Source organism: Streptomyces sp. NPDC103540 (assembly GCF_055584445.1).
Window position 1 is genome coordinate 146,011 of record NZ_JBVJMA010000004.1, and the last position, 21,871, is coordinate 167,881.

Sequence of the window (21,871 nt, forward strand, 5' to 3'; positions counted from 1 at the left end):
AGGGACGTCGGTGGCCCGAACAGATTACGACCGCCGGCCGACAGCCGCACGGGGCCGGCCGTTCGGAACAGGCGGCGGAACAAGAACTTAGGGTCACCTTACCTTTCGGCGCGTCCGCGATGCGGACCGGGCGGTTCTCCCGGGCGAACGCCTGGTGGCAGGATTCGAGACATGTCAGACCAGCTCCGTGCCCCCGAAGCGGTTGCGGCCCACGGCCTCGCCGCCCCCTACGACGCCCTCCTGCTGCTGTCCTTCGGCGGCCCCGAGGGACCCGACGACGTCGTGCCGTTCCTGGAGAACGTCACGCGCGGGCGCGGCATCCCGCGCGAGCGGCTCAAGGAGGTCGGGCAGCACTACTTCGGCTTCGGCGGCGTCAGCCCCATCAACGGGCAGAACCGCGAACTCCTCGACGCGCTGCGCAAGGACTTCGCCGAGCACGGGCTGGACCTGCCCGTCTACTGGGGCAACCGGAACTGGGCCCCGTACCTCACCGACACCCTGCGCGAGATGGCAGCCGACGGCCGCCGCCGCATCGCGGTCCTCGCCACCAGCGCCTACGCCTCCTACTCGGGCTGTCGCCAGTACCGGGAGAACCTCGCCGACGCGCTGGCCGCCCTGGAGGCGGAAGGCGTGGCCGAGCTGCCCCGCGTCGACAAGCTGCGCCACTACTTCAACCACCCCGGCTTCGTCCAGCCCATGATCGACGGAGTGCTCGCCTCGCTGGCCGGCCTCCCCGACGCGGTCCGCGACGGCGCCCACCTGGTCTTCACCACCCACTCCATCCCGACGGCCGCCGCCGACACCTCCGGGCCCGTCCCGGAGCACGGCGAGGGCGGCGCGTACGTCCGCCAGCACCTGGACGTCGCCCGGGTCATCGCCGACGCCGTCCGCGCGGAGACGGGCGTCGAGCGCCCCTGGGAGCTCGTCTACCAGTCGCGCAGCGGCGCCCCGCACATCCCGTGGCTGGAGCCCGACATCTGCGACCACCTGGAGGCCCTGCACGGCGCCGGCGCCCCGGCCGCCGTCATGGTCCCGATCGGCTTCGTCTCCGACCACATGGAGGTCCTCTACGACCTCGACACCGAGGCCACCGCGAAGGCCGCCGAGCTGGGCCTGCCCATCGCCCGATCCGCCACCGTCGGCGCGGACCCGCGCTTCGCCGAGGCGGTGCGCGACCTGCTGCTGGAGCGGGCCGCCGCCGAACGCGGGGAGGACGCGCGGCGCTGCGCCCTCGGTCTGCTCGGAGCGAGCCCCGACCGGTGCGCCGTGGGCTGCTGTCCGACCCGGGCGCCGCGTCCCGCCGCGGCCGGGGTCGACAGCCCGTACGCGTAGGCTGCGCGACCGTGACGACCGAAGACACGCTGACCGAAGACCTGAAGGCCGAACTCCTCGACGTGGGGCTGGAGGCCGCCCGGCGGGCCGGTGAACTCCTGCGCGACGGACGGCCCGCCGACCTGTCGGTGGCCGCCACCAAGTCGAGCGCCGTCGACGTGGTGACCGAGATGGACCTCGCCGCGGAGAAGCTGATCACCGGCGTCCTCGCCGCCCGCCGCCCCGACGACGGGCTGCTCGGCGAGGAGGGCGCCGACGTCCCCGGCACCAGCGGGATCCGCTGGATCGTCGACCCCCTCGACGGCACCGTCAACTACCTCTACGGGCTGCCGAGCTGGGGCGTGTCCATCGCCGCCGAGTACCGGGGCGAGACGGTGGTCGGCGTGGTGGCGGCCCCGATGCGCGGGGAGACGTACCGCGCGGTGCTCGGCGGCGGGGCCTGGTCCGGCGACACCCGGTTGGCCTGCCGGCCGGCCGCGCCGCTGGACCGGGCGCTCCTGGGCACCGGCTTCGCCTACGTGCAGGCCCGTCGCGCCCACCAGGCCCAGGTCGTCGCGGGGATCATCCCCCTGGTCCGGGACATCCGGCGCGGCGGCTCGGCGGCGCTGGACCTGTGCGACGTCGCGGCCGGGCGCCTGGACGGCTACTACGAGCGCGGGCTCAACCCCTGGGACCTGGCGGCGGGCGACCTGATCGCCCGTGAGGCGGGCGCCCTCACCGGAGGCCGGCCGGGCCTGCCGGCCTCGGGGGAGCTGACCCTGGCCGCCACGCCGGCGGTCTTCGCCTCGCTCCAGCCCCTGCTGGAGGACGCCGGGGCCTGGCACGACTGACCGCGCGCGGGGTCCCGTACCCCCGCGCCCCCCACCCCCGCGCTCCCCGCGTCGGGGAACGACGGACCCCGGCCGCCCGTGGGGCGACCGGGGTCCGGTCCGTGCGCGTGCTCGGGTCGTGCGGAACCGCCTGGGCGCCGCGGGGGGTCGGGGTCGGGTGAACTGTCGTGCGGACGCGGCCGGTTCAGGCCGCGGAGACCGGTACGCCGTGTTCGGCGGCGAGCCGCTGGAGGTCCTCCAGCTCGGCCTGTTCCACATCGGCGAGGTGGTCGTCGCCCGTCTCACGGGCCTTGCTGAGGTCCGACTGCGTGGTCTTGATGCGCTGCAGGAGACCCGCGGTAAATGCGTCCATGGTGGGTGCGCCCCCTCTTCGTGGGTCGGCGGCGGGCGAGCACGTGGCTGTCCGCCGTCAGGGAGTGGCCGGGGTGTTCTGTCGTCCTCCCCGGCACCCGGGTCCCAGAAACCTCGTGAGGCGAGGGAATCCTCGGTTCCTCCCGCGAACACCCCGCACATCCGTGCCGGAAGGGCCCTCAGGGGCGCCTTACAGCCGGTTTACGGCCGAAACCGGCAGGATGGACGCGCAATACACGTGTGCCCTTCTGGGCTCGAGGGAAGGAAACGACGTGCGCGTACTCGTCGTCGAGGACGAGCAGCTGCTCGCCGATGCGGTGGCCACCGGCCTGCGGCGGGAGGCCATGGCCGTGGACGTCGTGTACGACGGCGCCGCGGCCCTGGAGCGCGTCGGGGTGAACGACTACGACGTGGTGGTGCTCGACCGTGACCTTCCGCTGGTGCACGGGGACGACGTCTGCCGGAAGATCGTCGAGCTGGGCATGCCCACGCGGGTCCTCATGCTGACCGCCTCCGGCGATGTCAGCGACCGGGTCGAGGGCCTGGAGCTGGGCGCGGACGACTACCTGCCCAAGCCCTTCGCCTTCACCGAGCTGACCGCCCGCGTCCGGGCGCTCGGACGGCGTACGACCGTCGCCCTGCCGCCGGTCCTGGAGCGGGCCGGCATCAAGCTGGACCCGAACCGGCGCGAGGTGTTCCGCGAGGGCCGCGAGGTACAGCTCGCACCGAAGGAGTTCGCGGTGCTGGAGGTGCTGATGCGTAGCGAGGGGACGGTGGTCTCCGCCGAGCAGCTCCTGGAGAAGGCCTGGGACGAGAACACCGACCCGTTCACCAACGTGGTCCGCGTGACCGTCATGACCCTGCGCCGCAAGCTCGGCGAGCCGCCGGTCATCGTCACCGTGCCCGGTTCCGGATACCGGATCTGACGAGGATGGCCGCGACCCCGGCGCCACCGACGGCGCCACCGAAACCGACCTGGGACCCCGGCCCGCCCGAGGGTCCCTTCCCTTGGCTGCGGCCGACCATCCGCATACGGCTCACGCTGCTGTACGGCGGGATGTTCCTCATCGCGGGGATCCTGCTGCTGTCGATCATCTACCTGCTGGCCGCGCAGGCCCTGCGCCAGGGCAACGCGCTCCCGTTCCAGATCGTCGGGGGACAGCAGGTCAAGGTCTCCAGCAGCACCTGTCCCGGCGTGGTGGGCATCGACCAGTCGTTCGACCAGTTCAACAACGCCATCGGCCAGTGCATCCTGGAACAGCGCCGGCACGCCCTGGACGACCTGCTCAGCCGGTCGCTGATGGCCCTGCTGGGCCTCAGCGTCATCGCCTTCGCCTTCGGGTACGCGATGGCCGGCCGGGTGCTCTCGCCGCTGGGCAAGATCACCCGCACGGCGCGCCGGGTGGTCGGCTCCGACCTCACCCGACGGATCGAGCTGGACGGACCGGACGACGAGCTCAAGGAGCTCGCCGACACCTTCGACGAGATGCTCGACCGTCTGGAGCGGGCCTTCACGGCGCAGCAACGCTTCGTGGCCAACGCCTCGCACGAGTTGCGGACCCCGCTCGCGATCAACCGGACGCTGCTGGAGGTCCACCTGTCGGACCCCGGCGCCCCGGTCGAGCTCCAACAGCTGGGCAAGACGCTGCTGGCCACCAACGAGCGCAGCGAACAGCTCGTGGAGGGCCTGCTGCTGCTGGCCCGCAGCGAGAACCAGATCGTCGAGCGCAAGCCGGTGGACCTGGCGGAGGTGGCCTCGCGCGCCCTCGACCAGGCCCGCGGGGAGGCGCTCGCCAAGGGCGTGGAGATCCGCGGCGAACGCGGTCTGGCCGTGGTGCAGGGCAACGGCGTGCTGCTGGAGCGGATCGCCCTCAACCTGGTGCAGAACGCGGTCCGGTACAACGTGCCGGAGGGCGGCTGGGTGGAGGTGACCACCGAGGTCCAGCACGGCCAGGCGGTGCTCCTCGTATCGAACACGGGTCCCGTGGTTCCCGCGTACGAGGTGGACAACCTCTTCGAGCCCTTCAGGCGGCTGCGTACGGAGCGAACGGGCAGTGACAAGGGTGTGGGGCTGGGCCTGTCGATCGCGCGCTCCGTGGCGCGCGCACACGGCGGACGCATCCTCGCGACGCCCCGCGAGGGCGGTGGCCTCGTGATGCGTGTCACGTTGCCCCTCTGATCGCCCTCCGACCGACCCGCCGGTCTGTTCGCTGTCGGCGGAATGGTCGGGTGCCGCCGTGGACGGTATCTGTGTGATCGATCACATTGTCGAGTGTCGGGTCATGTGCGTTCTGTGACCCCGGGGAGGCCGGAAAGCCCGGGAAGTCCGGGTTTCCGGCCCCCCGAACGGCGGGAAATACACGGGGTGGCGTTTGTGCAAGACGGCCCCCGGACCGTGTACGGTCCCGGTCGTCATCCCAGCTACAGGCTCCTTCGGGCGTGCGGCTGGGTGTCGATTGAGTAACAGACCTTGATGTGAGGCAAAATCTCCGCCTCAGGTCGGGCACAAGTCCGGCCTCTCGCGCGTTACGTGCGCTGAGACACCGCTAAATCCCAGAGGGGGAGAGCGAAAAAATGGCAACGGACTACGACACCCCACGCAAGACCGACGACGACGTCGACAACGACAGCATCGAAGAGCTGAAGGCTCGACGGAGCGAGAAGTCGTCCTCCAGCGTCGACGTCGACGACTTCGACGGCGCCGAGAGCCTGGAACTGCCCGGCGCGGACCTCTCCAACGAGGAACTGGCCGTCCGGGTCCTCCCCAAGCAGGCGGACGAGTTCACCTGCATGAGCTGCTTCCTGGTGCACCACCGCAGCCAGCTGGCACGTGAGAAGAACGGTCAGCCGATCTGTCGCGACTGCGACTGAGGGCTCGGCCGTGACAGGTTCGACGCCCTTCCGGAAGCGACGTTTCCGGAAGGCGGAAGGATCGGACGGACAGCCGGAGGCGGCAGCCACGGGCCCGGAAACGGGCCCCGGCCGCACGGCCCCCGGCGCATTCGGCTCCGGTACGACCGTCGTGCCCTCCGACACCGCGCGAGCGGTGCCACCGGCCCTCACGGCCGAGGAGGGGTCCCGGGGCAGGCCCGGGGCGCGTCGGCTGCAAGCGGTGAAGAACGGTGTGCGCAGGGGCGGCGATACGGCGAAGGCCGCCGCCCTGTACATCGCCGACCGCGTCATCGAGAACGCCCCGCGCGTTCCCGTGCGGGACCTCGCGACCCTGCGCGCGCAGTTCCCCGGGCTGGACGCGGACCGGCTCGCGGACAAACTGATCTACGGCGCGGCCAACGCCACGTCCACCGTCGGCGCCGGCATCGGAGCCGCCGCGATGCTCCCCGTGCCGCCCGCCATGCCGGCGGAGCTGGCCGCCGAGATCACGGCCGTCGCCGCGATCGAGCTGAAGCTCGTCGCGGAACTCCACGAGGTCTACGGACAGCGCCCTCCGGGCACGCTGAAGGACCGCAGCTTCGCCTACCTCACGGCCTGGACCGAGGAGCGGGGCATCGACCTGACCAAACCGACGACGCTCAACGCGGCGCTCGGCGGTCAGATGAAGCGCGAACTGCGCCAACAGATCATGAAGCGGATGTTCCGCAACCTGCCCAACCTCATGCCGTTCATGGTGGGCGCCGCCGTCGGGGCCGTCATGAACCGCCGCGACACCCGCAAACTCGCCGAGAAGGTCCGTACGGACCTGCGCGAGCGCGCCGTGCCCTGGGAGTCGCTCGCGGCCCTGCCGCCCCTTGAGCAGCCCTCCCAGCCCCTTCCCGAGGCCACCAGGGCCGCACTCGAAGGTCCGCGGGACCCGCGGCTCTGAGTTCGGGCCCGCCCGGCGCCGACATCGGACGCCACCCCGGGGGCTCCACCGGGCGTCACCCCGGCGCCGCCACCGGGCGTCACCCGGCCCGCCGGCTCAGGCGCCGGTCGAGGCGCCCTTCGCCGCGCGGATCGCGCCGGCCAGGGCCTCGGGCTCGCGCGTGGAGACGTACACGTAGGGCGTCGGGTCCGCCGGGTCGGTCACCTCGACGCGCACCGCCGTCGGGACGTAGCTGCGCATCAGCATGAAGGCGCGGGTGTCCGCCTTGTACGTCCGCCAGGCGCGGGCCTCCTCCGGGTCCAGCACCTCGGGCTCGCCCAGTGCCGCCACCGGGATGCGGGCGTCGCCCGCGGCCAGCGAACCGTTCACCACGCGCACGCGCGCGGAACCGTACGAGCTCACCAGCATCCCCGTCAGCGCGGCGCCGCCGACCAACCCCACCAACAGCGGCAGGGTGCCCAGCGGCAACAGCATCAGCGCGCACGCCACCCCGACGAGCGCGCAGATGCCCCACCAGGAGCGAGGGGCGGACAGGCGTTCGTCGTGGTGCGCGGAGGAGAGCTGCATACGGCAAGCCTGCCACGAGGCGACCGGCGGGTAGCCGCGCGGGTAAGGTCAGCGGCTGTGAGTGGACGAAACACAGCGTTGACGCCCCCGGCCGACGCCACCGCGCCGGTACGCCATCCCGACGCCCCGGCACCCGGGGAACTCCTCGGCGCGCACTACGAGCACTGTTTCGGCTGCGGCGAGGGCCAGCCCCACGGGCTGCACCTCGAAGCACGCGCGGGCGAGGGCGTCCGCGTCAGCGCCGAGTTCACCGTCAAGCCCGCTCATCAGGGTGCGCCCGGCCTCGCCCACGGCGGCGTCCTGGCCACCGCGCTCGACGAGACGCTGGGTTCCCTGAACTGGCTGCTGCGCGTCATCGCGGTGACCGGCCGGCTGGAGACGGACTTCGTGCGGCCCGTGCCGGTCGACACGGTGCTGTACCTGGAGGCCGAGGTCACCGCCGTCGCCGGACGGAAGATCTACTCCACGGCGGTGGGCCGGATAGGCGGCCCCGAGGGCCCGGTCGCGGTCCGTGCCGACGCCCTTTTCATCGAGGTGAAGGTCGACCACTTCATCGACAACGGCCGTCCCGAGGAGATCCGGGCGGCGATGGCCGACCCGGACCAGGTCAGGCGCGCACGCGCCTTCGAGGTGAACCCCTGATGCCCCAGAACCCCAACGCACCGGTGGACGTACTGATCCGCCGCGTCGACCCCGAGGTGCCCCTGCCCTCCTACGGTCACCCCGGCGACGCGGGCTGTGACCTCGTCACCACCGTGGCCGCCGAGCTGGAACCCGGAGAGCGGGCCGTGCTGCCCACCGGGGTCTCCATCGCCCTGCCCGACGGGTACGCCGCCTTCGTGCACCCGCGCTCCGGTCTGGCCGCCCGCTGCGGGCTCGCGCTCGTGAATGCCCCGGGGACGGTGGATGCCGGGTACCGTGGGGAAATCAAGGTGATCGTGGTCAATCTCGACCCCCGCGAGAGCGTCAGGTTCGAGCGTTTCGACCGCATTGCCCAGCTGGTTGTCCAGCGGGTCGAGAAGGTGCGCTTCCACGAGGTGGCGGAACTTCCCGGCTCGGCCCGGGCCGAGGGGGGTTTCGGCTCCACCGGCGGTCATGCGGCCGTGGCCGGATCCGGAGCTGGTCAGCAGGGTGGGAATGGCTACGCTTCGGTCGTAACCGACCGGGAAGGACAGTGACGTGTTCGGACGTCGCAAGAAGAACGACTCCGCCCAGGACGGCGGCGCGGCCGAGCAGGTCGACGGCGTGCGCGCCGATGAGCCGTCCGAGACCGATGAGCCGGGCGGCGACCGGCCGCGCCGGCTGAACCTGCCTCCGGCGCCGCGCCCCGACGGCCCGTGGGACGTCTCCGAGGTGCTCGGCAACCCGGCCGACGGCCGGGTCGACCTGGGCGGCATCCTCGTGCCCGGCGTCGAGGGCATGGAACTGCGCGTCGAGGTCGCGGGCGACGCGATCGTGGCCGCCACCGTGGTCCTCGGCGACAGCGCCGTGCAGCTCCAGGCCTTCGCCGCCCCCAAGAAGGAGGGCATCTGGGGCGAGGTCCGCGACGAGATCGCCTCCGGCATCACCCAGCAGGGCGGCATCATCGACGAGGTCGACGGCACGCTCGGCTGGGAGCTGCGCGCGCAGGTCCCCGTCCCGCTGCCCGACGGGCAGACCGGTGCGCAGCTGGTCCGCTTCGTCGGCGTCGACGGACCGCGCTGGTTCCTGCGCGGCGTCATCTCCGGCCAGGGCGCGGTGCGCCCCGAGTCGGCCGGCGTACTGGAGCAGATCTTCCGGGACACCGTCGTCGTGCGCGGCGACGGCCCGATGGCCCCGCGCGACCCGATCGTCCTGAAGCTGCCCAACGACGCCCAGATGGTGCCGGACGGCGTGCAGACGGCCGAGGACCAGGAGAGCTCCCGCTTCTCCGGTGGCATGGGTCAGCTGGAGCGCGGCCCGGAGATCACCGAGGTCCGCTGACCGGACTCCGGGACCGGGGTCCGACGAGCGCGCGCCGCACGCGGCGCGCGGCGAGGTTCCACGCCGGTGGGCCCGTCCTTCGGGGCGGGCCCACCGGCGTTCGCGCGTCCGGGCGACCGGCGGCGTCAGGGTTGCGTCAGGGATCGGCCCGGCGCCGCGCATCGGTGCGTGAACCGCGGGTACGTCCCGGAGAATGGGCGCATGGGACGCGGCAGACTACGGATCTATCTCGGCGCGGCACCCGGTGTGGGCAAGACGTACGCCATGCTCTCGGAAGGCCACCGCAGGGTGGAGCGGGGCGGGGACTGCGTCGTCGGCTTCGTCGAGCACCACGGGCGGCCGCGCACCGAGGTCATGCTGCACGGCCTGGAGCAGGTGCCGCGCACGGAGCTGACGCACCGGGGCGCCGCCTTCACCGAGATGGACGTGGACGCCGTACTGGCCCGCCGGCCCGCCGTGGCCCTGGTGGACGAACTGGCGCACACCAACGTCCCGGGCTCGCGCAACGGCAAGCGCTGGCAGGACGTCGAGGAGCTGCTGCGGGCGGGCGTCGACGTGGTCACCACCGTGAACATCCAGCACCTGGAGTCCCTCGGGGACGTGGTCGAGTCGATCACCGGGGTGCGGCAGCGGGAGACCGTGCCGGACGAGGTGGTCCGGCGGGCCGACCAGATCGAGCTCGTGGACATGTCCCCGCAGGCCCTGCGCCGCCGGATGGCCCACGGGAACATATACAAGTCCGACAAGGTCGACGCGGCCCTGTCCAACTACTTCCGGCCGGGCAACCTCACCGCCCTGCGCGAGCTCGCGCTGCTGTGGGTGGCCGACCGGGCCGACGAGTACCTCCAGCAGTACCGCGGCGAGCACGGCATCAGCTCGACCTGGCAGGCCCGCGAGCGGATCGTGGTGGGGCTCACCGGCGGTCCGGAGGGGCGCACCCTGATCCGGCGGGCCTCGCGGATGGCGGCCAAGGGCTCCGGCAGCGAGATCCTCGCCGTCTACATCGCCCGCAGCGACGGTCTGACGTCGGCCTCCCCGAAGGAGCTCGCGCTCCAGCGGACCCTGGTCGAAGACCTTGGCGGAACGTTTCACCATGTGATCGGCGACAACGTCCCCGAGGCCCTCCTGGAATTCGCCCGCGGGGTCAACGCCACGCAGATCGTGCTCGGATCCAGCCGGCGCAAGGCCTGGCAGTACGTCCTGGGGCCCGGCGTCGGCGCCACCGTCGCCCGCGACTGCGGCCCCGACCTCGACGTCCACATCGTCACCCACGAACAGGTGGCCAAGGGGCGCGGACTGCCCGTGGTCCGCACGACCGCCCGACTGGGCCGGCCGCGGATCGTGGCCGGCTGGGTGGTGGGCGTGGTCCTCCCCGCCCTGCTGTGCCTGCTGCTGACGCACATCGACGCCGATCCCGGCCTCGCCAACGACATGCTGCTCTTCCTGGCCCTGACGGTGGCCGCCGCGCTGCTCGGCGGACTGTGGCCGGCCCTCGCCTCGGCCGCCTTCGGCTCGCTGCTGCTGAACTACTTCTTCGCGCCGCCGCTGCACCGGTTCACCGTCTCCGACCCCAAGAACATCATGGCCATCGCGGTCTTCTTCGGGGTCGCGGTCTCGGTCGCCTCGGTGGTGGACCTCGCCGCCCGGCGCACCCACCAGGCCGCGCGGCTGCGCGCCGAGTCGGAGGTCCTCTCCTTCCTGGCGGGGAGCGTGCTGCGCGGGGAGACGGCCCTCGGCGCGCTCCTGGAGCGGGTGCGCGAGACCTTCGCGATGGAGTCGGTGGCCCTCCTGGAGCGCGCCGGCGACACCGAGCCGTGGACGCCCGCCGGCAGCGTCGGACCGCGCCCGGCCGCCCGGCCCGAGGACGCCGACGTCGACATGCCGATCGGCGACCACATGGCCCTGGCCCTCTCCGGGCGGGTGCTTCCCGCCGGCGACCGCCGGGTGCTGGGCGCCTTCGCCGCCCAGGCCGCCGTGGTGCTGGACCGCCAGCGGCTCGTCGGGGAGGCGGAGGAGGCCCGCCGCCTGGCGGAGGGCAACCGGATCCGCACCGCGCTGCTGGCCGCCGTCAGCCACGACCTGCGTACGCCCCTGGCCTCCATCAAGGCCTCCGTCAGCTCGCTGCGCTCCGACGACGTGGAGTGGTCCGAGGCGGACCGGGCCGAACTGCTGGAGGGCATCGAGGCCGGCGCCGATCGGCTCGACCACCTGGTGGGGAACCTGCTGGACATGTCCCGGCTGCAGACCGGCACCGTGACCCCGCTGATCCGGGAGATCGACCTCGACGAGGTGGTGCCGATGGCGCTGGGCGGCGTACCGGAGGACAGCGTGGTGCTGGACGTGCCCGAGACCCTGCCCATGGTGGCGGTCGACCCCGGCCTGCTGGAGCGCGGCGTGGCCAACGTGGTCGAGAACGCCGTCAAGTACAGCCCGCGCGGCGAGCCCGTCCTCGTGGCCGCCAGCGCCCTCGGGGACCGGGTCGAGGTGCGCGTCGTCGACCGGGGTCCCGGGGTGCCGGACGAGGCCAAGGACCGGATCTTCGCCCCCTTCCAGCGCCACGGGGACGCCCCGCGCGGCGCGGGGGTGGGGCTGGGGCTGGCCGTGGCCCGGGGGTTCGCCGAGGCCATGGGCGGCACCCTCGCGGCGGAGGACACCCCCGGGGGCGGGCTGACCATGGTCCTCACCCTGCGCGCGGCGGCCCCGGCGGCCGGGGGACCCGCAGGGGCCGGGGCGATCCCGGGAACCGGGGGAGCGGCGGCGCGCGTAGAGACGGTGGAGCCCGTGGAGCCCGGGCCGGACGTGGAGCCGGCCGGACCCGCACGACAGAAAGCAGGACCCCAATGACCCGGGTGCTCGTGGTGGACGACGAACCCCAGATCGTCCGAGCCCTCGTGATCAACCTCAAGGCGCGCAGGTACGAGGTCGACGCGGCGTCCGACGGGGCGGGAGCCCTGGAGATGGCCGCCGCGCGCCACCCCGACGTGGTCGTCCTCGACCTCGGCCTGCCCGACATGGACGGGGTCGAGGTGATCAAGGGGCTGCGCGGCTGGACCCGGGTGCCGATCCTGGTCCTCTCCGCCCGGCACAGCTCCGACGAGAAGGTCGAGGCCCTCGACGCGGGCGCCGACGACTACGTCACCAAGCCCTTCGGCATGGACGAGCTGCTGGCCCGGCTGCGCGCGGCCGTCCGGCGCGCCGAGCCCACCGCCGGCGCGGGCGGGGACGAGGTGATCGTCGAGACCGAGGGCTTCAGCGTCGACCTGGCCGCCAAGAAGGCCGTCCGCGCGGGGCGCGACGTACGCCTGACGCCCACCGAATGGCACCTGTTGGAGGTGCTGGTGCGCAACGGCGGCAAGCTCGTCAGCCAGAAGCAGCTCCTCCAGGAGGTGTGGGGACCCTCGTACGGGACGGAGACCAACTACCTGCGGGTCTACATGGCGCAATTGCGCCGCAAACTGGAGGCGGACCCCTCGCACCCCCGGCACTTCATCACCGAACCGGGCATGGGATACCGCTTCGAGAGGTAGTGGGGGCGCCGGTACGCTTCCTGTTATGAGTGCTGAACCGCGTCCCGAGAAGCCCGCGAAGCCGGCCCGGCCGGCGGGCCGGTTCCGCCGGATGATCGAACGGCTTTCCACCTCCCAGGAGGAGCTGCATTCGGCGGAGCTGCAGGAGGACGCAGAAGCCGCGGGGTGCACGCGGATCTGCGACTGCCACGACCGCCAGATAGTCAAGGTGACCGGGACCCTGCGTACGGTCACCCTGCGGCCGCGTGCGGGAGTGCCCGCGCTGGAGGCCGAGCTGTTCGACGGCTCGGCCGCGCTGGACGTGGTGTGGCTCGGGCGTCGCTCGATCGTGGGAATCGAGCCCGGCCGGCGCATGATCGCCTCCGGGCGGATCTCGATGAGTCACGGTCGCCGGGTCCTCTTCAACCCGAAGTACGAACTCCGACCGCTCGGACAGGAGCACTGACCGGTGACGTCACTCGACAGACCGACCACACCACCCGAGCAGCCCGGGCCGGCCGGCGGCGGGTCCGCGGCCGCGGACGCGGCCGACCGGGCCGACCAGGCCGCCGGGGCCGACCAGAAGGCCGTCACGCAGGCCGCCCTCTTCGACGCCTTCGGGGGCATCCGCGGCACGGTGGAGACGATGCTCCCCGGCCTGCTGTTCGTGATGATCTACACGATCAACAAGAACGTGCAGATGTCCGCCATCGCGGCGGGCGTGGTCGCGGTCCTGCTGGTACTCGTGCGCCTGCTGCGCAAGGACACCGTCAAGCACGCCTTCAGCGGGGTGTTCGGCGTGGGCGTGGGCGTGGCCTTCGCCCTGTTCACGGGCGACGCCAAGGGCTTCTACCTGCCGGGGATGATCTACGGCGTGGGCCTCGGCGTGGCCTTCACCGTCTCCGCGCTGGTCGGCTTCCCGCTCCTGGGGGTGATCCTGGGGCCGGTCTTCAAGGAGAACCTCTCCTGGCGCACCCGCAACCCCGGGCGCAAGAAGGCGTACGTCAAGGCCAGCCTCGCGTGGGGGCTCGTCTTCCTGGCGAAGTACGCGATCCTCTTCCCGCTGTACTGGTGGGGCGACGAGACGCAGCTCGGCTGGGTCCTGATCGCGCTGAAGCTCCCGCCGATGGTGATCGCCGTGTACTTCACCTGGGTCTTCCTCGCGAAGGCGCCGCCGCCGATCGACGTCATCGCGGAGTACGAGGCCGAGGAGGCCGCCGAGAAGGCGGCGAAGGAGAAGGCGCGGGCGGCGCGGCCCGACGGAACGCCCAAGGGCGAGGCCCGGCACCGCAAGGTCTGACGCGCGGGGCGTGACGCGCGGGGCCTGGCGCACGAGCGTGACGCGCGGGGCCCGAAGCGCTCGCCGCGGGCGAAGACGAAGGGGCGGGGCGGCTCATCGGCCGCCCCGCCCCTTCGTCGTCCGTCCGTATCCGTCCGTGTCCGTCGTCGTCCGTCCGGACTCAGTGACGGGCCTGGAGGAGTTCCTCCAGCTGCTCCTCACGGGCCTGCGCGGCCACGAACAGCAGCTCGTCGCCCGGCTCCAGGGTCTCCTCCCCGTGCGGGGTCAGGACCCGGTTGCCGCGGATGATCGTGACGAGCGAGGTGTCCTCGGGCCAGGCGATCTCGCCGATCTGCGTCCCCGCGACCGAGGAGTCGGCCGGCAGGGTCAGCTCCACGAGGTTGGCGTCGCCGTGGCTGAAGCGCAGCAGGCGCACCAGATCGCCGACGCTGACGGCCTCCTCGACGAGGGCCGACATCAGGCGCGGCGTGGAGACCGCGACGTCGACGCCCCAGGACTCGTTGAAGAGCCACTCGTTCTTCGGGTTGTTGACGCGCGCCACGACCCGGGGGACCCCGTACTCGGTCTTGGCGAGCAGGGAGACGACGAGGTTGACCTTGTCGTCACCGGTGGCGGCGATGACCACGTTGCAGCGCTGGAGCGCCGCCTCGTCGAGCGAGGTGATCTCGCAGGCGTCGGCCAGCAGCCACTCGGCCTGCGGTACGCGCTCCACCGAGATGGCGGTGGGCGCCTTGTCCACGAGGAGCACCTCGTGGCCGTTCTCCAGCAGCTCGCCCGCGATGGAACGGCCGACGGCTCCGGCTCCGGCGATCGCGACCCTCATGCGTGTGCCTCCTCGGGGCCCTCGGCGAAGGCCGCCTCGACCTTGTCGATCTCGTCCGTGCGCATCATCACGTGGACGAGGTCGCCCTCCTGGAGGACGGTCGCCGACGTCGGCAGCATGGCTTCGCCCAGACGGGTGAGGAACGCCACGCGCACGCCCGTCTCCTCCTGGAGCCGGCTGACCTTGTGGCCGATCCAGGCAGGGGAGGTGTGCACCTCGGCGAGCTGGACGCCACCGCTCGGGTCGCGCCACAGGGGCTCGGCCCCGGAAGGCAGCAGCCGGCGCAGCATCTGGTCGGCGGTCCACCGTACGGTCGCGACGGTGGGGATGCCCAGGCGCTGGTAGACCTCGGCGCGCTTGGGGTCGTAGATGCGGGCGGCGACGTTCTCGACACCGAACATCTCGCGCGCCACGCGGGCGGCGATGATGTTGGAATTGTCACCACTGCTGACGGCTGCGAAGGCTCCCGCCTCCTCGATGCCGGCCTCGCGCAGGGTGTCCTGGTCGAAGCCGACGCCGGTGACGCGGCGGCCGCCGAACGCCGCCCCCAGCCGGCGGAATGCGGTGGGGTCCTGGTCGACCACGGCGACCGTATGCCCCTGCTGCTCCAGGGTCTGGGCGAGGGCGGAACCCACTCTTCCGCAGCCCATAATGACGATGTGCACGGCCGTCCTTCCGGCTGTCAGCGGCTCGCTGGTTTCCAGCCTCATTGCATGCTCTGGCTAAACAGGGTCTCAGACCATGGCCCAAGCTACACACGGGCGGTCACCAGTGTGCCGCTTTGGGGCTCCGGCGGGCCCTCATTGGAGGCTCATTGCCCCGGACAAGGGGCGGGGGGTTCGTCAGTCTGATTTCGAACGCTTACGATCCTCTGCGTGTCCAAACTGACCGACGTGCCCAAACGGATCCTGATCGGCCGGGCGCTACGCAGCGACCGCCTCGGGGAAACGCTCCTCCCCAAGCGGATCGCCCTTCCTGTGTTCGCATCCGACCCCCTCTCCTCAGTGGCATATGCCCCCGGCGAGGTGTTGCTGGTCCTGTCGATCGCGGGTGTGTCGGCGTACCACTTCAGCCCCTGGATCGCGCTCGCGGTCGTCGTGCTGATGTTCACCGTGGTCGCCTCATACCGGCAGAACGTCCACGCCTACCCCAGCGGCGGCGGCGACTACGAGGTGGCCAACACCAACCTCGGCCCCAAGGCCGGACTGACCGTCGCGAGCGCCCTGCTCGTCGACTACGTCCTCACCGTCGCCGTGTCCATCTCCTCCGGCGTCGAGAATCTCGGCTCCGCCGTCGATTTCGTCATCGAGCACAAGGTGCTCTCGGCGATCGTCATGATTCTGCTGCTCACGCTCATGAATCTGCGCGGGGTCAAGGAATCCGGGAAACTCTTCGCCATCCCGACCTACGTGTTCGTCGCCGCCGTCTTCATCATGATCGCGTGGGGCGCCTGGCGCGGTCTGGTCATGGGCGACACCATGGAGGCCCCCACCGCCGGTCTGGAGATCAAGGCCGAACACCAGGGGCTCGCCGGATTCGCCCTCGTCTTCCTGCTGCTGCGCGCCTTCTCCTCCGGCTGCGCGGCGCTGACCGGCGTCGAGGCCATCAGCAACGGCGTACCGGCCTTCCGCAAGCCCAAGAGCAAGAACGCCGCCACCACCCTCGCCCTCATGGGCGGGCTCGCCGTGACGATGTTCTGCGGGATCATCGGCCTGGCCATGGCCACCGACGTCAAGATGGCCGAGGCCCCCTCGACCAACCTGCTGGAGAACGGCGTCCCCGTCGGCGACGGCTTCGTCCAGCACCCGGTGATCTCCCAGGTCGCCGAGGCCGTCTTCGGCAACGGCAGCTTCCTGTTCATCGTGCTCGCGATCGCCACCGCGCTCGTGCTCTTCCTGGCCGCCAACACCGCCTACAACGGCTTCCCGCTCCTGGGCTCGATCCTCGCCCAGGACCGCTACCTGCCGCGCCAGCTGCACACCCGCGGCGACCGCCTCGCCTTCTCCAACGGCATCGTGCTCCTCGCGGGCGCCGCCATGCTGCTGGTGTGGATCTACGACGCCGACTCCACCAAGCTGATCCAGCTCTACATCGTCGGCGTGTTCGTGTCCTTCACCCTCAGCCAGATCGGCATGGTCCGTCACTGGAACCGCCACCTGCGCACCGAGCGGGACCCGGCCGCGCGCCGCCGGATGCACCGCTCGCGGGCGATCAACACCTTCGGCGCCTTCTTCACCGGCATGGTCCTGGTGGTCGTCCTGGCCACCAAGTTCACGCACGGCGCCTGGGTCGCCCTCCTCGGCATGCTGATCTTCTACGGCACCATGTCGGCGATCCGCAAGCACTACGACCGGGTGGCCGACGAGATCGCGGCGGCCGAGGGCCCCAGCGACGACAGCGTGCGCCCCTCCCGGGTCCACTCCATCGTCCTGGTCTCCAAGGTCCACAAGCCCACCCTGCGCGCCCTGGCCTTCGCCAAGCTGACCCGCTCGGACACCCTGGAAGCGCTCAGCATCAGCGTCGACCCGGTCGAGACCAAGGCCCTGCGCACCGAGTGGGACCGGCGCGGGATCAACGTCCCGCTGAAGATCCTCGACTCGCCCTACCGCGAGATCACCCGCCCCGTGGTGGAGTACGTCAAGGGCCTGCGCAGCGAGAACCCGCGCGACGCCGTCAGCGTCTACATCCCCGAGTACGTCGTCGGCCGCTGGTACGAGCACCTGCTCCACAACCAGAGCGCGCTGCGCCTGAAGGGCCGCCTGCTGTTCACGCCCGGCGTGATGGTCACCTCCGTGCCCTACCAGCTGGAGTCCTCGGAGCTCGCCAAGCGGCGGGCCAAGAAGCGCCAGGACTGGAACGCCCCGGGCGCCGTGCGCCGCGGCCCCGTCGACACCCCGCGGTCGCGCCCGAAGGACCCGGCGGCGAAGTAGGCGCCCGCTCGAAGGTCGGTGGTGAACGGCCGGACGAGATCCACGTAAACTGGTGGGTCGGTCGTCCGGCCGTTTTCCTTTTTCTCCCTTGATCCCTGGAGCCACCCCACCATGACCGAGCAGAACGAGAAGCAGTCACTGGTCGGGGAGGAGTACGAGGTCGAGGTCGGTCCCGTCGCGCACGGCGGCCACTGCATCGCCCGTACGTCGGACGGCCGCGTTCTGTTCGTCCGCCACACCCTGCCCGGCGAGAAGGTCGTCGCCAGGGTCACCGAGGGCGAGAGCGACTCCCGCTTCCTGCGCGCCGACGCGATCACCGTGCTGGACGCCTCCAAGGACCGCGTCGAGGCCCCCTGCCCGTACGCTGGCCCCGGCAAGTGCGGCGGCTGCGACTGGCAGCACGCCAAGCCGGGCGCGCAGCGCCGGCTCAAGGGCGAGGTCGTCGCCGAGCAGCTCAAGCGGCTCGCCGGCCTCACCCCCGAGGAAGCCGGCTGGGACGGCACCGTCATGCCGGCCGAGGGCGACAAGCTCCCCGCGGGCCAGGTCCCGCAGTGGCGCACCCGCGTCCAGTTCGCCATCGACGAGGACGGCCGCGCCGGCCTGCGCAAGCACCGCTCGCACGACATCGAGCACGTCGACCACTGCATGATCGCCGCCCCCGGCGTCTCGGAGCTCGGCATCGAGCAGCAGGACTGGCCCCAGATGGCCTCCGTGGAGGCCATCGCCGCCTCCGGCTCGAACGACCGCCAGGTCGTCCTCACCCCGCGCCCCGGCGGCCGGCTGCCCCTGGTGGAGCTGGACAAGCCCGTCTCCGTCCTGCGCGTCGAGGAGAAGGACGGCGGCGTCCACCGCGTCCACGGCCGCCCCTTCGTGCGCGAGCGCGCCGACGGCCGTACGTACCGCGTCGGCATGGGCGGCTTCTGGCAGGTCCACCCCCAGGCGGCCGACACCCTGATCAAGGCCGTCATGCAGGGCCTGATGCCGCGCAAGGGCGAGATGGCCCTCGACCTCTACTGCGGCGTCGGCATCTTCGCGGGCGCCCTGGCCGAACGCCTCGGCGAGACCGGCGCGGTCCTCGGCATCGAGACGACGAAGCGCGCGGTGGAGGACGCCCGGCACAACCTGGCGGACTTCCCCCGGGTCCGCATCGAGCAGGGCAAGGTCGAGCAGATCCTGCCCAAGACCGGCATCACCGAATGCGACCTGGTCGTCCTCGACCCGCCCCGCGCCGGCGCCGGCAAGCAGACGGTCCGCCACATCGCCGGCCTCTCGGCCCGCCGCATCGCCTACGTCGCCTGCGACCCGGCCGCCCTGGCCCGCGACCTGGCCTACTTCGCCGAAGCCGGCTACAAGCCCCGCACGCTCCGCGTCTTCGACCTCTTCCCGATGACCCACCACGTGGAGTGCGTGGCGATCCTGGAGCCGATCCGCGAGGACGCCTGAACTGCCGTCTCCTCCGGGGGCGTGATGGGTGTCGTGTGCGTCACCTGTGCGTCTTCCCGACGCGCGGACGGGGCGGGTTCCGGTGGGGCGTCATGCGCGATCGGTGACCGCCGGACGGAGTCCTCGGCACGTGGTTCGGGATGTCGGGCAGCTGGGGCGATGCGCTCAGGGGGGCGATTCGCCCCGCGCGTGCTGCTGCCCAGCCGATCCGTGCTTCGGCTTCGCTTCTGACCTGACTCGGGTGCGTACGGCGCTCACGTACTCCGCGCGTCGGGCGCCGTGGCGCCCTGATTGGCCGAGCCCGCGCGATTCGTCTCGATCGCGGGCCATGAGGCGCAGTCGTATGCCTTGCCCGAGGAGGACCGAAGGGCTGAGAGGGCGGGCGATGCTGCGTGACTCGTACAGCTTGATCCAGCCACGATCGCTGTAGTTCCGGTCGAGAGGCGTGGTGACGTTTCTCGGCAAGGACGAGCCTTCCCTAAGATCACCACAACCGAATTGCGGCCCGACGGGCTTCCAGAACTGGACATGCCCCCACCCGCACGAGTCACTCGTGCCCTGGGGGAACCACCTCGTGTCCATGCTCCTGCTGAAGTTGTCAGCGAAAGATCTGCTCACCCTGAACGCACGCCGTCGCATGGTGCCGCACCTCGCTGCCCGGTGGAGGCATTTTCGCGGAGCCGAGGCATCGTTGTCGGAGCGGTCCGCCTGGGCGGAGAGCCTGGTCAGTCTCGCGAGCGATCTCGTTGCCGCAGGGCGCGGGAACGTCGAGATGATCGTCGAATGCGCAGCGACGGTCGACGAGAGCCACCGGCCCGGTGACCCCCGGCTCATCGACGTCGTTCTTGTGGGCCGGCATCCGGAGCGGAGCGGCGCGTCCGTGCAATTGGTCGAGCTGAAGCGTTGGTCGACGGTGACCAGGGTGGAGCGGGCAACAGCGGACTTGGTGCATGTGCCGGGCATGGGGGAGAAGAAGCACCCGGCTCTGCAGTTGCGCGAGTACTACCGGGCCTTCACGAGTGAGCGGGGCCCGTTCGGGAACGTCGATTTCACCTGCGGCGGTTTCGCCTACCTGCACAACGCCACGGACGAATCGGTGCGCCCCCTGATCGACGTGGACGCGCCGACGGGTGCCTACGCGCGTGTGTACACGGGTGACCGACGTGATCAGTTGCTGTCCGACCTCCGGAAGAACTTTGCGGAGGACGGGGCGGCGTCCGAGGCTGAGAAGATGTTGCAGCTCATGGGCCTGCGCAACACGCCATTGCTCGATGCGATGATCCGGTCCCGTGGCGAGGACACCGTCTTCACCCTGCGAGGAGACCAGAAGGTGGTTGCCGATCAAGTCCTGGAGACGGCCGCCAAGGTACTGCCGGATCCCGAGCGTCCTGCACTCGTGCCGGACGAGCGACGGGTGATTTTCCTCGTCACGGGCGGAGCCGGCACGGGGAAGAGCGCGATCGGCCTCCAGATCAAGGCGGAACTGGAGGCACAGGGGCGGACGGTCAAGTACGCGAGCGGCAGCCGGGCCTTCAACGGGGCACTCCAGCAGCACGTCGGCTACGGAGACCGGGAGTTCAGGGAGTCCTTCACCTACTTCAGCAACTACGTCACCCCACCGGACCCGCCACTGGATGTGTTGATCTGCGACGAGGCGCACCGTCTTCGTGACCGGTCCACCAACCGGTTCTGGAAGCCCGAGGACTGGGGTACGGGCCCGCAGGTGGACGAACTCCTTGCGGCGTCGCGCCTCACCGTCTTCTTCCTGGACGAGGGCCAGTCGGTCCGGCCGAACGAAGTGGGGACCGTCGCCCTCATCGAGGACGCGGCCATGCGCCATGACGCCCTACTGGTTCCGAGCAACCTCCGGGAGCAGTTCCGCTGTGGTGGCAGCGATGCCTACGTTCGCTGGGTGCAGGCGGTGCTCGGCGTGTCCGGCGGGTCCGTCGAGCAATGGAGGCCGGACGGATTGATGCACATCGAGGTGGCGGACACGCCGGAGGAGCTTGAACAGATCATCCGGACCGAAGCGCTGGCCGGCGCCTCCGCTCGCATGGTCGCGGGCTACTGCTGGCCCTGGACGAAGCCGCTCGGCAAAGAGCGGCGACTGGAGTCTGATGTCCGCATCGGCGAGTGGCACCGCCCTTGGAACGCGGACAGCGACAGCTACTGCGAGGGGGGTCAAGTGCCGCCGTCGAAGACCTGGTCCGTGGAAGCGAATGGTCTCGGCCAGATCGGCTGTGTGTACACGGCGCAGGGCCTCGAGTGGGACTGGTGCGGGGTGATCATGGGGGAGGACATGGTGCGCCGCGGGGACAAGTGGGTCTTCCGCAGGGGCAAAGACCGCAAGGAGGAGGGCTCGGGGATCAAGAGGGTTGACCGGCCCGGCTCCTTCGACCCGAAGGTGAAGCCGGGCAGCGTGGACGACGAGGAATTCGCCCGGCTCGTGCGCCACGCTTACCACGTGCTGATGACCAGGGCCAGCCGTGCGACTGTGCTGTACTCCACAGATGCCGAAACACAGGCGTACCTGAAGAAACTCGTTGGAGACGTCGAGATCCACGACTTGCGCCCCACATGGGCCAACCTGCCCCCAGAAGCGCGCAAGCCACATCTGCCCCGACCTCGTAAGGGGGCGGGCGGTCGAGGCAAGAGGAAGCGGAAGCAGAGTCAGGCGAAGGGATCGGATCTGCTGTTGTTCTGACGGATAGCGCTGAGGGGATGGAGTGGCGGGCTCACCGGGCCCGCCACCTGCCTGCGTCAGAAGAGCAGGCTCGCCATCGTTGCGAGTGCCGCCACCAGAAGATTGGAGACGACTCCCACAGTGATGTCGATCAGGATCGCGCGGATCCGCTCACGACGCGCAGACTTGTACTCGACCGAGGTCATGGCCACTCCAGAGCAGTGAGATGAGGAATGGCAGGGGGAGGCCCTACCGGGCATCCACGCTCACGTCGTGTGTCACCACACGACGGGCACAACCATCTGTCACTCAAAGCCTGTTAGG

At 71.1% G+C, this 21,871-nt stretch carries 21 protein-coding genes; 16 read left to right on the forward strand and 5 right to left on the reverse strand.

Annotation, left to right across the window (positions count from 1 at the left end; genetic code table 11):
* The first annotated feature begins 171 nt into the window (after positions 1–171).
* Both ACZ6ZI_RS11570 and ACZ6ZI_RS11575 read left to right on the forward strand, forming a co-directional pair.
* Complete coding sequence (locus ACZ6ZI_RS11570; protein ID WP_469518861.1) at positions 172–1,332, forward strand: ferrochelatase; 1,161 nt, start codon at positions 172–174, stop codon at positions 1,330–1,332.
* 11 nt (positions 1,333–1,343) lie between these two features.
* Entirely contained in the window at positions 1,344–2,162 is an 819-nt protein-coding gene (locus ACZ6ZI_RS11575) for an inositol monophosphatase family protein (RefSeq protein WP_469518863.1), read from the forward strand.
* 184 nt (positions 2,163–2,346) lie between these two features.
* Here ACZ6ZI_RS11575 and ACZ6ZI_RS11580 read toward each other — a convergent pair whose 3' ends face one another.
* Positions 2,347–2,514, reverse strand: a complete 168-nt coding sequence (locus tag ACZ6ZI_RS11580) for a hypothetical protein (RefSeq protein WP_363052620.1) — start codon at positions 2,512–2,514, stop codon at positions 2,347–2,349.
* A 271-nt stretch (positions 2,515–2,785) separates the two neighbouring features.
* Between ACZ6ZI_RS11580 and ACZ6ZI_RS11585 the strand changes: the two genes are divergently transcribed.
* From ACZ6ZI_RS11585 to ACZ6ZI_RS11600, 4 genes are all read left to right on the forward strand, one after another.
* Positions 2,786–3,439, forward strand: coding sequence for a response regulator transcription factor (locus tag ACZ6ZI_RS11585; RefSeq protein ID WP_030036265.1), 654 nt, complete (start codon positions 2,786–2,788; stop codon positions 3,437–3,439).
* A 5-nt stretch (positions 3,440–3,444) separates the two neighbouring features.
* On the forward strand, positions 3,445–4,692 hold the full coding sequence (locus ACZ6ZI_RS11590) for a sensor histidine kinase (RefSeq protein WP_469518865.1): 1,248 nt from the start codon (positions 3,445–3,447) through the stop codon (positions 4,690–4,692).
* A 395-nt stretch (positions 4,693–5,087) separates the two neighbouring features.
* Positions 5,088–5,384 (forward strand): DUF4193 domain-containing protein, encoded by a 297-nt coding sequence (locus ACZ6ZI_RS11595; RefSeq protein WP_249768165.1) that lies wholly within the window; start codon positions 5,088–5,090, stop codon positions 5,382–5,384.
* A 10-nt stretch (positions 5,385–5,394) separates the two neighbouring features.
* Entirely contained in the window at positions 5,395–6,333 is a 939-nt protein-coding gene (locus ACZ6ZI_RS11600) for a hypothetical protein (RefSeq protein ID WP_469518868.1), read from the forward strand.
* 96 nt (positions 6,334–6,429) lie between these two features.
* Here ACZ6ZI_RS11600 and ACZ6ZI_RS11605 read toward each other — a convergent pair whose 3' ends face one another.
* Positions 6,430–6,900 carry a DUF3093 domain-containing protein gene (locus ACZ6ZI_RS11605; protein ID WP_469518870.1) on the reverse strand — a complete coding sequence of 157 codons (471 nt, stop codon included), beginning with the start codon at positions 6,898–6,900 and terminating at the stop codon, positions 6,430–6,432.
* A gap of 57 nt (positions 6,901–6,957) precedes the next feature.
* On the opposite strand from ACZ6ZI_RS11605, the gene ACZ6ZI_RS11610 reads away from it, so the two are divergent.
* The 7 genes from ACZ6ZI_RS11610 to ACZ6ZI_RS11640 all read left to right on the forward strand — a co-directional run bounded on the left by ACZ6ZI_RS11610 (position 6,958) and on the right by ACZ6ZI_RS11640 (position 13,668).
* Positions 6,958–7,542, forward strand: a complete 585-nt coding sequence (locus ACZ6ZI_RS11610) for a PaaI family thioesterase (protein ID WP_469518871.1) — start codon at positions 6,958–6,960, stop codon at positions 7,540–7,542.
* On the forward strand, positions 7,542–8,078 hold the full coding sequence (gene dut, locus ACZ6ZI_RS11615; protein WP_363052631.1) for a dUTP diphosphatase: 537 nt from the start codon (positions 7,542–7,544) through the stop codon (positions 8,076–8,078). Before ACZ6ZI_RS11610 ends, dut begins: the two co-directional genes overlap by 1 nt.
* A gap of 1 nt (position 8,079) precedes the next feature.
* Positions 8,080–8,862 carry a DUF3710 domain-containing protein gene (locus tag ACZ6ZI_RS11620; RefSeq protein ID WP_469518874.1) on the forward strand — a complete coding sequence of 261 codons (783 nt, stop codon included), beginning with the start codon at positions 8,080–8,082 and terminating at the stop codon, positions 8,860–8,862.
* Between the two features lie 201 nt (positions 8,863–9,063).
* Positions 9,064–11,706 (forward strand): DUF4118 domain-containing protein, encoded by a 2,643-nt coding sequence (locus tag ACZ6ZI_RS11625; protein WP_469518876.1) that lies wholly within the window; start codon positions 9,064–9,066, stop codon positions 11,704–11,706.
* The gene (locus tag ACZ6ZI_RS11630) at positions 11,703–12,389 is read left to right on the forward strand and encodes a response regulator (RefSeq protein WP_363052637.1); all 687 of its coding nucleotides are present in this window, start codon (positions 11,703–11,705) and stop codon (positions 12,387–12,389) included. The genes ACZ6ZI_RS11625 and ACZ6ZI_RS11630 overlap by 4 nt, the downstream gene beginning before the upstream one ends.
* Before the next feature lie 25 nt (positions 12,390–12,414).
* The gene (locus tag ACZ6ZI_RS11635) at positions 12,415–12,834 is read left to right on the forward strand and encodes an OB-fold nucleic acid binding domain-containing protein (RefSeq protein ID WP_125816976.1); all 420 of its coding nucleotides are present in this window, start codon (positions 12,415–12,417) and stop codon (positions 12,832–12,834) included.
* A gap of 3 nt (positions 12,835–12,837) precedes the next feature.
* Entirely contained in the window at positions 12,838–13,668 is an 831-nt protein-coding gene (locus ACZ6ZI_RS11640; RefSeq protein ID WP_469518878.1) for a DUF3159 domain-containing protein, read from the forward strand.
* 160 nt (positions 13,669–13,828) lie between these two features.
* Here ACZ6ZI_RS11640 and ACZ6ZI_RS11645 read toward each other — a convergent pair whose 3' ends face one another.
* The gene (locus ACZ6ZI_RS11645; RefSeq protein ID WP_363052641.1) at positions 13,829–14,491 is read right to left on the reverse strand and encodes a potassium channel family protein; all 663 of its coding nucleotides are present in this window, start codon (positions 14,489–14,491) and stop codon (positions 13,829–13,831) included.
* Positions 14,488–15,156 (reverse strand): potassium channel family protein, encoded by a 669-nt coding sequence (locus ACZ6ZI_RS11650; protein ID WP_363052643.1) that lies wholly within the window; start codon positions 15,154–15,156, stop codon positions 14,488–14,490. Before ACZ6ZI_RS11650 ends, ACZ6ZI_RS11645 begins: the two co-directional genes overlap by 4 nt.
* A gap of 210 nt (positions 15,157–15,366) precedes the next feature.
* Here ACZ6ZI_RS11650 and ACZ6ZI_RS11655 point away from each other — a divergent pair, with 210 nt between their 5' ends.
* The 3 genes from ACZ6ZI_RS11655 to ACZ6ZI_RS11665 all read left to right on the forward strand — a co-directional run bounded on the left by ACZ6ZI_RS11655 (position 15,367) and on the right by ACZ6ZI_RS11665 (position 21,568).
* A complete protein-coding gene (locus ACZ6ZI_RS11655) occupies positions 15,367–17,421 on the forward strand; it encodes an APC family permease (RefSeq protein WP_363052645.1) in 2,055 nt (684 codons plus the stop codon).
* Positions 17,422–17,532: 111 nt separating this feature from the next.
* Positions 17,533–18,864, forward strand: a complete 1,332-nt coding sequence (locus ACZ6ZI_RS11660) for a class I SAM-dependent RNA methyltransferase (protein WP_469518881.1) — start codon at positions 17,533–17,535, stop codon at positions 18,862–18,864.
* A gap of 580 nt (positions 18,865–19,444) precedes the next feature.
* Positions 19,445–21,568: a DUF2075 domain-containing protein gene (locus ACZ6ZI_RS11665; protein ID WP_469519573.1), complete on the forward strand. Its 2,124-nt coding sequence runs from the start codon at positions 19,445–19,447 to the stop codon at positions 21,566–21,568.
* Between the two features lie 56 nt (positions 21,569–21,624).
* Here the strand turns inward: ACZ6ZI_RS11665 and ACZ6ZI_RS11670 are convergent, their stop codons facing one another.
* On the reverse strand, positions 21,625–21,753 hold the full coding sequence (locus ACZ6ZI_RS11670; RefSeq protein ID WP_469518883.1) for a DUF6408 family protein: 129 nt from the start codon (positions 21,751–21,753) through the stop codon (positions 21,625–21,627).
* Between the last annotated feature and the right edge of the window lie 118 nt (positions 21,754–21,871).

What these genes read in the sequence shown, in the direction of transcription:
- ACZ6ZI_RS11570 (WP_469518861.1), top strand. Translation starts at nt 172, where the DNA reads ATGTCAGACCAGCTCCGTGCCCCCGAAGCGGTTGCGGCCCACGGCCTC.
- ACZ6ZI_RS11580 (WP_363052620.1), bottom strand. Translation starts at nt 2,514, where the DNA reads ATGGACGCATTTACCGCGGGTCTCCTGCAGCGCATCAAGACCACGCAG.
- ACZ6ZI_RS11590 (WP_469518865.1), top strand. Translation starts at nt 3,445, where the DNA reads ATGGCCGCGACCCCGGCGCCACCGACGGCGCCACCGAAACCGACCTGG.
- ACZ6ZI_RS11595 (WP_249768165.1), top strand. Translation starts at nt 5,088, where the DNA reads ATGGCAACGGACTACGACACCCCACGCAAGACCGACGACGACGTCGAC.
- ACZ6ZI_RS11605 (WP_469518870.1), bottom strand. Translation starts at nt 6,900, where the DNA reads ATGCAGCTCTCCTCCGCGCACCACGACGAACGCCTGTCCGCCCCTCGC.
- dut (WP_363052631.1), top strand. Translation starts at nt 7,542, where the DNA reads ATGCCCCAGAACCCCAACGCACCGGTGGACGTACTGATCCGCCGCGTC.
- ACZ6ZI_RS11625 (WP_469518876.1), top strand. Translation starts at nt 9,064, where the DNA reads ATGGGACGCGGCAGACTACGGATCTATCTCGGCGCGGCACCCGGTGTG.
- ACZ6ZI_RS11630 (WP_363052637.1), top strand. Translation starts at nt 11,703, where the DNA reads ATGACCCGGGTGCTCGTGGTGGACGACGAACCCCAGATCGTCCGAGCC.
- ACZ6ZI_RS11635 (WP_125816976.1), top strand. Translation starts at nt 12,415, where the DNA reads ATGAGTGCTGAACCGCGTCCCGAGAAGCCCGCGAAGCCGGCCCGGCCG.
- ACZ6ZI_RS11645 (WP_363052641.1), bottom strand. Translation starts at nt 14,491, where the DNA reads ATGAGGGTCGCGATCGCCGGAGCCGGAGCCGTCGGCCGTTCCATCGCG.
- ACZ6ZI_RS11660 (WP_469518881.1), top strand. Translation starts at nt 17,533, where the DNA reads ATGACCGAGCAGAACGAGAAGCAGTCACTGGTCGGGGAGGAGTACGAG.
- ACZ6ZI_RS11665 (WP_469519573.1), top strand. Translation starts at nt 19,445, where the DNA reads ATGCTCCTGCTGAAGTTGTCAGCGAAAGATCTGCTCACCCTGAACGCA.
- ACZ6ZI_RS11670 (WP_469518883.1), bottom strand. Translation starts at nt 21,753, where the DNA reads ATGACCTCGGTCGAGTACAAGTCTGCGCGTCGTGAGCGGATCCGCGCG.